A 12,107-nucleotide genomic window follows, 5' to 3' on the forward strand; every position below is an offset into this window, starting at 1 on the left:
TCCTTGAGCTTCTCGATCTTGCCCTTCAACCTCGCAACTTTCGCCTCTGGCACTGCATCGCCGTGCCGATCGGCGGTATCGAGCTGTGAGAGATAACGGGCGATGCTCTCGTCGATCCGCTCCAGGCGCCGCTTCATCTTCGCCTCGGTGAAGTTCTTGTCCCGCGCATTGACGGCCTTGAACTTCGATCCATCGATGGCGACGCTCGCTGCAACAAGCAGGTCAAGCTTGCGGCACAGCGCGACGAACTCGCGGCAGACCTCACGAACGGCCTTGCCATTGTCCTTGCGGAAATCCGCGATGGTCTTGAAGTCCGGCGCCAACTGCCCGGTCAGCCAGATCATCTCGATATTGCGCTGGCATTCCCGCTCCAGGCGTCGGCTCGACGGCACGCGATTGAGGTAGCCGTAGATGTAGAGCTTGAGCATCATGCCGGGATGGTAGCCGGGTCGCCCCGTGTCGAGCGGCTGGACGCCAACGAAGCCGAGCTTGGCCAGATCGAGCCCGTCGACGAACACATCAACCGCACGTACCGGATTGTCCTCGGCCACGTAGTCGTCGAACAGTGCAGGGAACAACGTGCTCTGTCCGCGGTTCACCCCTTCAACAAAGCGCTTCATTAGATGCCCCCGCAAACGCAGGGAATCTTATCGCGCGAATCACGGCAAACAGAGCGTTTTCACACAGCCTGGGCCCAAGATCGACATAGGCTTTGCTAGTTTGAAGGTCCGTTGCTGATAACAGGGCGATCGTCGCGCTTCCTGAGTCAGATACTGTCATATCCGGCCCCATGATGCAGCACCGCAGTTTCTTCATCGCTCTAGCCGCACTACTGACCGCTGCGCCAGTGATCGCAGAAGACGACAAGGTTGCGCGATCCGAGCGGCGCGGGCGAGGGCTGTCTATTCGGCGGACTACTCCAGCGATGCGCGAGAGTTCGGGTGCCGGCCCGTCTGGACAGTAAGCGCCGTGTGTCTTCGTTACGGACCGAGCGTTCGGTTCCTCCACCCTATTTGCCGACTGGCTCTCAGCAGAACGGAGACGAGCGCCTGGCATGCGTCTTGCCGGCGAAGGCGGCTCTGGCCTGGATCAAACTTGCTTTCTTGAGACTATTACGCGAACGAAACGGCAATCGTTTCTGTGGCGGTAACTGTGGCGGTACCGAATCGTTAGGCGGCAGGCACGTCGTAAGCGCCTGTAATCCCTGGTGGGCCCGGCAGGACTCGAACCTGCAACCAGACCGTTATGAGCGGCCGGCTCTAACCATTGAGCTACAGGCCCCGCCGCGAGCCGCCACAATCCGTGGGCCGGCAACGGTGCCGGGTCCGTTTACAGGGTGAGGGGCGATCGGGCAATCCCGCCGGCTCTAGTCCACGGAAACCCCGGCGAATTCCACGACTTTCCGCCATTTCTCGGTTTCGTCGGCGACCAGCTTGCCGAATTCGGCCGGCGCCATCGGTTTGGGGATGCCGCCGACCTCGGCCAGGCGGGCGACGAGCTTGGGATCCTTCAGCGCTTCGCCGACCGCCTTGTTGAGGATCTCGATGACCTCCGGCGGCGTACCTTTCGGCGCCGAGATGCCGTAAAACCCGACCGATTCGAAGCCTGGTACGGTTTCAGCGATGGCGGGAACATCGGGCACGCTCGGCCAGCGCTTTGGTGAGGTGACGCCGAGCGCGCGGACATTGCCGCCGCGCGCCTGCTCCAGCGCCGACGGCAGGTTGTCGAAGATCAACTGCACCTTGTTGGAGATGATATCCGGAAAGGCGATCGCCGAGCCGCGATAGGGCACGTGCTGCATCTCGCATTTGGTCATCGCCTTGAACAATTCCGCCGACATGTGCACCGAGGTGCCGTTGCCCGACGAAGCATAGGAGACCTTGCCCGGATTGGCCTTGCAGTAATCGATGAACTCCTGGACGGTTTTCACCGGCATCGCGTTGGAGATCACCAGCATGTTGGTGAGCTGCATGATGCTGGCGACCGGGGTGGTGTCGCGCAGGAAATCATAGGGCAGCTTCTTGTAGAGCGAGGTGCTGATCGCGTTATTGGGCGCGACGAACAGCAGCGTATAGCCGTCCGCCGGCGAATTGATCGCGGCGGCGGCCGCGATGTTGCCGCCCGAGCCGGTGCGGTTCTCGACCACGAATTGCTGGCCGAGATGATCGGACAGCCACTGGCTCATGATGCGGGCGACGATGTCGACAGGCCCGCCGGCGGCAAATCCGATCAGCCAGCGCACCGGGCGGTTTGGATAGTCGGCGGCGGAGCAGGGGACGGCAAGGCTCAAGAGGCAAATCAAACCAAGGGACGTCGCACGCAAAAAGCGAAGCATTATGTTTCCTCGTCATTTTCTTGTTACCGTTGCGGCCATGCTTTCATAAAATTCCAAGCTTGCCTACAACCTCTGCAGCACAAAGATCGATCAATCTCGCGCCGAAGATGTTGGGAGGCCGCCGAATGAAAATCGCGTTGATGGTTTGCGCCGCTATTCTGCTCACCGGCGGCGCGGCCGCACAGGAGGGAGGCAAGGCCATTTCCAAGACCACGATCACCCTGGGGACAGCGACGCCGGGCGGCGGTTTCCCGCTCTATGGCAATGCCTTTGCCGACGCCATGAATGCGGCAGATCCGAGCCTCTCGATCGAGCCGCGCAATACCAAGGGCTCGAACGAGAACATCCCGCTGCTCGAAGCCGGCCAGCTCGATATCGCGACCGTGGCCGGAGAGCCCGCCTATGAAGCCTTCATGGGCATCGGCCGTCCCGCGACCAAGCTCAAGATCCTGACCGCGATGTATTCGAGCCCCGGCATGTTCGTGGTGCGGGCCGACAGCCCATACCGGACGATCCGTGACCTCGTTGGTCAGCCGGTCGCCTTCGGCGCCAAGGGCTCGGGTCTGCCGATCCTGTCGCGCTACATCCTCGACGGCATTGGGCTGAAGCAGGACGAGGACTTCAAGTCGATCTATCTCGATCGCGCCGGCGACGGGCCAGCCATGGTGCAGGATGGCCGCGCCGCGGCGCTCTGGGGCGCTGGTGTCGGCTGGCCGGGCTTTGCCGCGATGGCGGAAAGTCCCACCGGCGCGCGCTTCATCGCGCCGAGCGCGGAAGAGATCGCGCGCATCCGCGCCAAGCACACTTTCCTGAAGCCGCTGACGATCCCACCGAACAGTTACCCGAAGCAGACGGAAGCGATCGCCTCCGTCGGCTCGTGGAGCTTCATCCTCGTGCGCGAAACCTTGCCCGACGAGGTCGCCTATCGGCTGGCGAAGACGCTGCACGGGATCGAAGGCGAGTTCTGCAGGAAGCTGGCACAGGCCTGCGAGACGAACGCGGCGAACACGGTGGCGGCGGCGCCGAATGTCGAGCTGATTCATCCGGGTGTGCTCAGGTTTTTGCGCGAAATCGGAGTCGCGAAGTAGCCTGTCGTCCCGGGCAAGCGAAGCGCTGACCCGGGACCCATAACCACCGGCGTTAGTGGTGTGCTCCGCTGCAACCGCTTGTTTGCGACATGACAGCTGCCTGTGGTTATGGGTCCCCGCGTTCGCGGGGACGACGGTGGAGTTCATTTCTTCACCAATCCACACGCGGGGTCCGGTGGACCAAACGCGTCTTCGCCGGAAATCTTGGTGAGGATCTTGTAGTAGTCCCACGGATATTTCGATTCCTCCGGCGACTTCACCTGCACGAGCCAGAGGTCGTGGACCATCAGGTTGTCCTCGCGCAGCTTGCCATTGCGGGCGAAGAAATCCTCGATCGGCTTTTCGCGCATCTTGGCCGCGACCTTCAGGGGATCGTCGGTGCCGGTCTCCTTGATCGCGTTCAGGTAATGGATCACGGAGGAATAGACGCCGGCCTGCCACATCGTCGGCATCCGGCCCAGCTTGGCGAAATAGCGCTTTGACCATTCGCGGGTCTTGTCATCCATGTCCCAGTAGAACGACGTCGTCAGCAACAGGCCTTGCGCGGTCGGCAGCCCCAACGAATGGATGTCGGTGATCAGCGCCAGCAGCGCCGCCATCTGCTGGCCGCCCTTGAACACGCCGAACTCGCCAGCGGTCTTGATCTCGTTCATGTTGTTGGGCGGCCCGCCGGCAATCCCGATGATCTTGGCTTTCGAGGCCTGCGCCTGCAGCACGAAGGACGACAAATCCGGCGTCGCAAACGGCGGCCGCACCGAGCCCAGCACCTTGCCGCCGGTCTTGGTGACGACGCTCGCTGCGTCCTTTTCGAGCGAGTGTCCGAATGCATAGTCGTCGGTGATGAAGAACCAGCTGTCGCCGCCGCGCTTCACCACCTCGTGCGCGGTGCCGACTGCGAGAGCCCTGGTGTCGAACACCCACTGCATGGCGTAGGGCGAGCAGAACTTGCCGTGGAAATCGGTCGCTCCCGTCGAGTGCGTGATGAACAGCCGCTTCCGCTCATTGGCAACGTTCTGCACGGCGAGCCCGACTGCGGAGACCGGCACGTCGACGATCAAATCCACCTGATCGACGTCATACCAGCGCCGCGCGATGCTGGCGCCGATATCGGCCTTGAGCTGATGATCGCCGACGATCACTGAGATGGGCTTGCCCAGCACCTTGCCGCCGAAATCGTCGATCGCCATCTGCGCCGCCGTGACCGAGCCCTGTCCCGTCGGCGTCGACGCCGGCCCGTTCATGTCGGTGAGCACGCCGATCTTGACGACCTCGTCGGAGATTTGCGCCAGTGCCGCCGTTGAAGCCAACATGGCGCCGGCCAGCGTGGCGAGCACGGAAAATGGTTTACCGAACATCCTTGTCTCTCTCCCTGGACCGGCACGTAGGCCGTTATTGCTTGTTCCGGGACGTAGGCCCGGCTGAATTGGTTTCTTTTGCAACCGGTTCGGGGTCGGCGTCAACGCGTCCTTTCGGAGCAGGAACATTCGGCGGCACCTGTTTATTTCGCGCCTGATACAGTAGACAGGCCGGCCATGGTTACGACCCAGCGACTGCCGGCTTCGCTTACGCCGCTGCAAACCGCGCTCAGCGCCCTGTTGCGCGCGCTCGAGCCGGTGCAGCCGATCGAATTGCCGCTTGCGGACGCGCTGCGCTGCATTGCGGCCGAGATGCCGCCGCTTCCGGCGCACCCGCCGCACGATGTTGCCGCCACTGATGGCTGGGCGCTGCGCGCCAACGAGCTGGTCGGTGCCTCCTCATATTCCCCGTTGCCACTGGCTGCGCCGCCCATCTGGGTCGAAGCCGGTGATGTCATGCCCGAGGCCAGTGATTGTGTGCTCGATGCCGACCTTGTCGAGGCGGCCGGCCCGATCGCGCAGGTGGTTGCCGAGGCGACCCCGGGGCAGGGCGTCAGGCGCAAGGGCGAGGACATTGCGGAAGGGACTCTCGTTGCCGAGGCGGGCCGGCGCGTGCTCCCGCGTGATCTGCTGATCGCGCGCACAGCGGGGATCGAGCATCTCAAGGTGCGACGGCCGCGATTGCACATCGTCAATATTCCCGGTGCCACCGCGACCGCTAGGCTGATTGCGGAGAGCGCACGTTCCACCGGCGCCGAGGTCGTCAGCCGCGAGGCTGCGGCGCGCGATGTCGGATCGATCGTCGCCGCGTTTGAAGATGCGGCCTGCGATCTCCTGGTCACCATCGGCGGCAGTGGCGTCGGCCGCACCGATGCGGCGGTGAGCGCGCTCGCTGCGCGTGGCGAAATCATCGCTCATGGCATTGCCCTCCAGCCTGGCCGCACTGCCGCCGTCGGCCGCATCGGCACAACGCCGGTCGTCGCACTGCCCGGCGCGCCGGACCAGGCGTTTGCGGCGTGGTGGGCGCTGGCGCTGCCGGTGCTCGATCGGCTGACCGGACGGCAGCCGCGGAAGGCATTGTCGCTGCCGCTGTCGCGCAAGATCGCATCGCTCGTCGGCATCGCCGAGTTCGTGCTGCTGGAGCGGCAGCGCGATGCCTGGACACCGCTCGCCGTCGGCGAACTTTCGCTCGATGCGATCGCGCGCGCGGAGGCGTTTCTGGTCGTGCCCGGCGGTTCCGAAGGATTTGCTGCGGGCATGCCGATCGATGCCTATATGTTGAGGGAATGAGTTCCGACATGACCAATAGCTCTGCGAAGGGCCGCGACAGTGTCGAGCAGGACCAGTTCCTGACCATCCTGTCGCGCGAGGAGGCGCTGGCGCGGTTCGAAGCGGCGCTGTTTCCGCGGCCGGTCCCCAGCGAAACACGACCGCTTGCGCAGGCGCTCGGCTGCGCGCTGGCGGACGACGTCGTCGCGCCGATCGACGTGCCGCCGTTCGACCGCTCCAATGTCGACGGCTTTGCGGTGCGCTCCGCCGACCTTGCGCGAGCGAGCGAGGCCACGCCGGTTCGCCTCGTGCTGAATGACGAGATCATCGCCTGCGGCACAGCGCCGGCGCGGCCGGTGCTGTCTGATACCGCGACCTCGATCGCGACGGGCGGACCCGTTCCGCGCGGGGCGGACGCGATCGTGATGGTCGAGCACACGCAGCCCGCGGGTCAGCGCGCGATCGAGATCCGCCGCGCCGCGTCTCCCGGACAATTCGTGTCCTACGCGGGCTCCGACATCGCGCGCGGTGAAACGCTGCTGCGCGCCGGCACCATCATCGGCTCGCGCGAGATCGGCATGCTCGCGGCCTGCGGCATCGCGGAGGTTGGCGTGGCGCGGCGGCCGCGCGTTGCCATCCTGTCGACTGGTGACGAGTTGGTGCGGCCGGGCCAGCCGCTGCGCCCGGCCGCGATCTACGACACCAATGGCGCCATCGTCACCGCGGCGATCTCCGAGAATGGCGGCGATGCCGTTTTCGTCGGCGCCATCGCCGACGACGAGGCGCAGCTTGAAGCCGCGATGCGCAAGGCGCTTGCCGAGAGCGACATGCTGGTGCTCTCGGGCGGCACCTCGAAAGGCGCGGGCGATGTCTCCCATCGTATCATCGCGCGGCTCGGCAAGCCCGGCATCATTGCGCATGGCGTGGCGCTGAAGCCGGGCAAGCCGCTGTGCCTTGCGGTGTGCGACGGCAAGCCGGTGGTGATCCTGCCGGGCTTTCCGACCTCGGCGATGTTCACCTTCCACGACATGATCGTGCCGGTGCTGCGGCGGATGGCGGGCCTGCCGCCGCGCTCGGATGCGAAGGTGATGGCAAAGGTGCCGGTGCGGATCGCCTCCGAACTCGGCCGCACCGAGTTCGTCATGGTGTCGCTGGTCGAAGGTACGGAAGGGCTGATCGCCTATCCCTCCGGCAAGGGCTCCGGCGCGATCACCTCGTTCGCGCAGGCCGACGGCTTCCTGAAGATCGATGCGCTGGCCGACCAGATGCCTGCCGGCACCGAGGCTGAGGTGACGCTGTTCACGCCGCATGTGCGCGTGCCTGACCTGGTCATTGTCGGCAGCCATTGCACCGGGCTCGATCTCGTCACCGCGCCGCTGGCGCGCGCCGGGCTGTCGGTGCGCTCGATCGCGGTCGGCAGCCTCGGCGGGCTGGCGGCGGCCAAGCGCGGCGAATGCGATTTCGCGCCGATCCATCTGTTCGATGAGAAGAGCGAGACCTACAACACGCCCTATCTCGCCGAAGGGCTTGAGCTCGTGCCGGGCTGGCGGCGGATGCAGGGCATCGTGTTCCGCAAGGGCGACGAGCGTTTCGAAGGCCTGTCGGCGCAAGATGCGGTGCGCGCCGCGCTCTCCGATTCCGCCTGCATCATGGTCAACCGCAACCAGGGCGCCGGCACGCGCATCCTGATCGATCGCCTGCTTGGCGGTATCAGGCCCGACGGCTACTGGAACCAGCCGCGCTCGCACAATGCGGTCGCCGCCGCTGTCGCCCAGCATCGCGCCGATTGGGGCATGACCATCGCACCGGTCGCGCGCGCGTCCGGACTCGGGTTCATTCCGCTGGCGGAGGAGCATTACGACTTCGCGCTGGTGACAGCGCGCAAGCATCGCCCGGCGGTGCAGGCTTTTCTGGAGGCGCTCGCCTCGGACGAAAGCCGCGCGGCGTTAGAGCAGGCGGGTTTCCGCCCGGCGTAGTCGCGTAGGGTGCTCTCACGCCTCGCACCGACGTCGTCCCCGCGAAGGCGGGGACCCATAACCACAGGGAATTGTTGTGGAGCGAGCAAGCAGTTGCAGCGGAGCACATTACAAAGGCTTGTGGTTATGGGTCCTGGCCTTCGCCAGGACGACGGAGGAGAGGTTCTGATTCAAATTTCAAACAGCTTCTCCGCTGTCATCGTCCGCCACCGGGTCGGCGCAAAGCGCCGCTCGATGACAGGCTCCGGCGGACGATCGAGTATTCCAGAGGCGCCTGAGCTTGAGCCGAGAGGCCGCCGGTTATTGGATGCCCGCCTTCGCGGGCATGACGATGGAGTGTGAGGAAGAACGTGAGTCCGCATTCTCGCGGCATGTATTGCCCGAGCTTTGCGTCTCGTTCCACCCTCCTCGAATACAGAGGGCGCAGGGAAAGCCGGGTGCCGGTTGCACCCGTGGGTCCCGTGCAACAAAAAGCACGGGGGTAGGACCACAGGTTCAACCGAAGCATTCCGGCTTTCCCTGCGCGATGGTGTTACGGTTTCCTTCGCGCTCTCCCCGGTGACCGGGCTTTTTTGCCACCGTCACCCGCGGCAGCTCTTGCTGCTCGCGAGCTTAGCGCCAGCGTCGGGGCGCCAGAACCACACGACTTCGCCGTCCACGGATAGTTGCGTTCGTCTATCGCAACACCCGCGTCCACCGCATCTCACCGCAACGTTCGTGACGATCGCGACCCGCCCCTCATTCGGGTGAGACGCGCGGAGTTAAATCACTGATTTGCCCGACGGCGAAAGCAGAATGTTTTTCGCGGCGTGAGTGGACAGGGCAAATCAGATTGAAATCGTTGAACAAATTTCCCTGACCGGAAATTCGCTCTTGCCGATTCCCATTCGCCGGCGATTTCGGCCAAACTCGTTCCCTGAAACACATCGAAAGTTCGGCGCAACCGTGGACCATAAGCCCGACGATGAGCGATTAGTCGCAGACGAAGGTCGCAGCCTGCTGGGCCTCGTAGCGGCGGCCCTCGTCGTTGGGGCCGTCACCGGATGTGTCGGGGCGAACTTCCGCCTCTTGCTCGAGCAGGCCGATCGCTTGCGCGATGCGGTAATCGCCTGGGCGCATGGCCACGGCGTCTTGGGATTCCTGATTGTCGTGGGCGCATGCGCTGGTGCCACCTTGCTCGCGGCGTGGATGGTGCGGCGGTTCTCGCCGCACGCGTCGGGCAGCGGTATTCCGCATGTGGAAGCCGTCCTGCACGGGCAGGTCCCGCCGGCTCCGTTTGGCTTGGTGCCGGTGAAATTCATCGGCGGTATCCTGGCAATCGGCTCCGGCCTGGCGCTAGGCCGCGAGGGGCCGACCGTGCAGATGGGCGCCGGCATCGCGGTGTTCACCGCGCGCATCTGCCGGCTCTGCTGGGCGGACGCACGCGTACTGCTGGCCGCGGGTGCCGGCGCTGGCCTCGCGACGGCCTTCAATGCGCCGATCGCTGGGCTCGCCTTCATACTCGAGGAGCTGATGCACCGATTTGAGCGCCGTGTCGCTGTCGCGGCCCTCGCCACGCTGGCAACGGCGATCCCGGTTGCAAGGCTGTTTATCGGCGACGCGCCCGATTTCCAGATCGTTCCGCTGAACACTCCGAGCGCGGTATCCGCGCCGCTGTTCCTTGCGCTGGGGGCCGTCGCGGGCCTGCTCGCCGTTGCGTACAATCGCACGCTGCTTGCGTTCATCGCAGCTAGCGACCGGTTCGCGCGGCTGCCGATCGAGCTCCGAGCCGGATTGATCGGCGCAAGCGTCGGCATATTGGCCTGGTTTGCGCCCGAGCTGGTCGGGGGCGGAGATCAGATCACGCAGCGCACGCTGATCGGCCAGGATAGTCTTGCGATCGTCGCCTCCGCATTCCTGATCCGGTTCGCTCTCGGTGCTTTATCATACGCTGCCGGCACTCCCGGCGGACTCTTCGCCCCTCTGCTGGTGCTGGGAGCCCAGTCGGGGCTGCTGTTCGGAGCAGCCTGCCGCCTTGTATTTCCGGAACTCGCGATCGAGCCGCATGCATTTGCGCTAGTGGGCATGGCCGCCTTCTTCGCGGGCGTGGTACGGGCGCCGGTGACCGGCATCGTTCTCGTCGCTGAGATGACGGGCAACGTGACGATGCTGCTGCCGATGCTCGGCGCCTGCTTCGTAGCGATGCTGCTGCCCCCGCTGCTGCACAATCCACCGATCTACGATTCCTTGCGCGAACGGACACTGCGCCTCGAGCAGCAGATCAGACGGGAATGAGCGGGTGGAGGGCGGTCGCGGAAATGCCTCCGTCATTCCGGGGCGATGCGATAGCATCGAGCCCGGAATCCATTTCACCACCAGCTCATGCGGCCCGATGGATTCTCTGATGTGCAATTGCACATCAGAGCTCGCGCCAAGAGGCGCGCCCCGGAATGACAGCAGTGTCAGTCGTGTGCCGCATCCACTGCCGCGAGCCGTTCGGCCCCGGCGATATCCTCGACCGTGTTCGCGTTGAAGAAGGGGTCGAGCGGCTCGGTCGGCCAGCTCACGGTGGCGAGCCTGTAGCGGGCGGTCCAGCGGTCGATCTTCCTGACGTCCTCGACGACAAGGGCGTGGCGGAGTTCGTCGCGCAGCGACACGCTCCATAGTCCGATCACCGGATGCGTTTGGTCGCCCGAGGCCGCTACGGCGAGTTGCGCGTTCTCCTTCACCAGCGCGTCGTGCAGGCGCGAGACCAGGTCGCGCGGCAAGAACGGGCAGTCGCCGGCGGCGCTCAGGATCAGCGATACACCGGGCCGGTTTGCCGCCATCCAGTCCAGCGCCGCCAGGATGCCGGCGAGGGGCCCTGGGAAATCGGCGACGCTGTCGGCGATGACGGGCAATCCGAACGCGGCGAAGCGGGCGGGATCGCCATTGGCGTTGAGGATGAGGCCGTCGCATTGCGGCGCCAGCCGTTCGATGACGCGCTCCAAAATGGTGCGGCCGCCGATCGTGCGCATCGGCTTGTCGCCGCCGCCCATCCGCCGCGAGAGGCCGCCGGCCAACAGGACGCCTGGAATGCTAGTCGTCACGCGCTTCGCCCTTGCGCTTGTGCTTGGCGGATTCTTCCTCGACATAGTCGAGGTTCTGGTCGAACACGATGCGCTCCTGGCCTGACAGCGCGATGAAACGCTTGCCGCGCGTGCGTCCGATCAGTGTCAGGCCGACCTGCCGCGCGAGTTCGACGCCCCAGGCGGTGAAGCCCGAGCGTGACACCAGAATTGGAATGCCCATCCGCACCGTCTTGATCACCATCTCCGAGGTCAGCCGCCCCGTGGTGTAGAGGATCTTGTCGCCGGGGTCGACGCCGTGGCGATAGATCCAGCCTGCGATCTTGTCGACGGCATTGTGCCGGCCGACATCCTCGGTGTAGCAGATCGGCGTGCCCTCCTTGCACAAGACGCAGCCATGGATCGCGCCGGCTTCGAGATAGAGCGAGGGCATGGTGTTGATCGCATGCGTCATCTGGTAGAGCCAGGAGGTGCGCAATTCCGCCTTCGGCAGCGCCACGCTCTCGACCGCCTCCAGGAGATCGCCGAAAGCCGTGCCCTGGGCGCAGCCCGAGGTCTGGGTGCGCTTCTTCAGCTTCTGCTCGAAATTGGTATGATGCTCGGTGCGCACGACCACCACCTGCAGATCGTCGTGATATTCGACCTCGGTGACGACGTCGTCGTATTTGAGCATGTTCTGGTTGAGGAGATAGCCGAGCGCGAGATATTCGGGGTAGTCGCCGATCGTCATCATGGTGACGATCTCCTGCGCGTTCAGGTATAGCGTCAGCGGGCGCTCCATCGGCACCTTGATCTCGACGCTGGCGCCGGTCTGGTCTGTCCCGGTCACGCGCTCCGTCAGGCGCGGGTCGTCCGGGTTGGGGACGATCAGGGGAACGGGCGGTTTATCGATCCTCATCATGGCGATCAGGTTAGCATGACTTTCCCTGCCATCCGATATAAAGCACGAGACGACATTGCCTAGGTCGTGTGGACAGTTACCGCAACCAAAGCAGAGTTGCGGCAATAGTGACGACGGCAAAGTAATTTTTGGCGGT

General features: G+C 64.6%; 9 protein-coding genes and 1 tRNA gene. 4 read left to right on the forward strand and 6 right to left on the reverse strand.

The window, feature by feature from the left end:
- The 3 genes from ACZXDY_RS42185 to ACZXDY_RS42195 form a co-directional block, all read right to left on the reverse strand.
- A partial coding sequence (locus tag ACZXDY_RS42185; RefSeq protein WP_464349554.1) for a transposase occupies positions 1 to 620 on the reverse strand: 620 nt, incomplete at its 3' end.
- 585 nt (positions 621 to 1,205) lie between these two features.
- Positions 1,206 to 1,281, reverse strand: a tRNA-Ile gene (locus ACZXDY_RS42190).
- A gap of 85 nt (positions 1,282 to 1,366) precedes the next feature.
- A complete protein-coding gene (locus ACZXDY_RS42195) occupies positions 1,367 to 2,335 on the reverse strand; it encodes a Bug family tripartite tricarboxylate transporter substrate binding protein (protein ID WP_464349555.1) in 969 nt (322 codons plus the stop codon).
- A 125-nt stretch (positions 2,336 to 2,460) separates the two neighbouring features.
- Between ACZXDY_RS42195 and ACZXDY_RS42200 the strand changes: the two genes are divergently transcribed.
- A complete protein-coding gene (locus ACZXDY_RS42200) occupies positions 2,461 to 3,423 on the forward strand; it encodes a TAXI family TRAP transporter solute-binding subunit (protein ID WP_464349556.1) in 963 nt (320 codons plus the stop codon).
- Positions 3,424 to 3,566: 143 nt separating this feature from the next.
- On the opposite strand, the gene ACZXDY_RS42205 is transcribed toward ACZXDY_RS42200, so the two are convergent.
- Positions 3,567 to 4,778, reverse strand: a complete 1,212-nt coding sequence (locus tag ACZXDY_RS42205) for an ABC transporter substrate-binding protein (protein WP_464349557.1) — start codon at positions 4,776 to 4,778, stop codon at positions 3,567 to 3,569.
- Positions 4,779 to 4,955: 177 nt separating this feature from the next.
- Between ACZXDY_RS42205 and ACZXDY_RS42210 the strand changes: the two genes are divergently transcribed.
- The 3 genes from ACZXDY_RS42210 (at position 4,956) to clcA (ending at position 10,297) form a co-directional block, all read left to right on the forward strand.
- A complete protein-coding gene (locus tag ACZXDY_RS42210; protein ID WP_464349558.1) occupies positions 4,956 to 6,068 on the forward strand; it encodes a molybdopterin-binding protein in 1,113 nt (370 codons plus the stop codon).
- An 8-nt stretch (positions 6,069 to 6,076) separates the two neighbouring features.
- Positions 6,077 to 8,023 (forward strand): molybdopterin biosynthesis protein, encoded by a 1,947-nt coding sequence (locus ACZXDY_RS42215; protein ID WP_464349559.1) that lies wholly within the window; start codon positions 6,077 to 6,079, stop codon positions 8,021 to 8,023.
- 945 nt (positions 8,024 to 8,968) lie between these two features.
- Positions 8,969 to 10,297 (forward strand): H(+)/Cl(-) exchange transporter ClcA, encoded by a 1,329-nt coding sequence (gene clcA, locus ACZXDY_RS42220; protein WP_464349560.1) that lies wholly within the window; start codon positions 8,969 to 8,971, stop codon positions 10,295 to 10,297.
- 167 nt (positions 10,298 to 10,464) lie between these two features.
- Here the strand turns inward: clcA and mobA are convergent, their stop codons facing one another.
- Complete coding sequence (gene mobA / locus ACZXDY_RS42225) at positions 10,465 to 11,136, reverse strand: molybdenum cofactor guanylyltransferase MobA (protein WP_464349561.1); 672 nt, start codon at positions 11,134 to 11,136, stop codon at positions 10,465 to 10,467.
- Positions 11,081 to 11,971, reverse strand: coding sequence for a formate dehydrogenase accessory sulfurtransferase FdhD (locus tag ACZXDY_RS42230; protein WP_028166538.1), 891 nt, complete (start codon positions 11,969 to 11,971; stop codon positions 11,081 to 11,083). Before ACZXDY_RS42230 ends, mobA begins: the two co-directional genes overlap by 56 nt.
- Between the last annotated feature and the right edge of the window lie 136 nt (positions 11,972 to 12,107).

The organism is Bradyrhizobium sp. LeoB3, from assembly GCF_055456055.1.

Excerpts from the sequence above, each read along its gene's own strand:
- ACZXDY_RS42205 (WP_464349557.1), bottom strand. The coding sequence starts at position 4,778 with ATGTTCGGTAAACCATTTTCCGTGCTCGCCACGCTGGCCGGCGCCATG.
- ACZXDY_RS42195 (WP_464349555.1), bottom strand. The coding sequence starts at position 2,335 with ATGCTTCGCTTTTTGCGTGCGACGTCCCTTGGTTTGATTTGCCTCTTG.
- ACZXDY_RS42215 (WP_464349559.1), top strand. The coding sequence starts at position 6,077 with ATGACCAATAGCTCTGCGAAGGGCCGCGACAGTGTCGAGCAGGACCAG.
- ACZXDY_RS42230 (WP_028166538.1), bottom strand. The coding sequence starts at position 11,971 with ATGATGAGGATCGATAAACCGCCCGTTCCCCTGATCGTCCCCAACCCG.
- ACZXDY_RS42200 (WP_464349556.1), top strand. The coding sequence starts at position 2,461 with ATGAAAATCGCGTTGATGGTTTGCGCCGCTATTCTGCTCACCGGCGGC.
- mobA (WP_464349561.1), bottom strand. The coding sequence starts at position 11,136 with ATGTCGAGGAAGAATCCGCCAAGCACAAGCGCAAGGGCGAAGCGCGTG.
- ACZXDY_RS42210 (WP_464349558.1), top strand. The coding sequence starts at position 4,956 with ATGGTTACGACCCAGCGACTGCCGGCTTCGCTTACGCCGCTGCAAACC.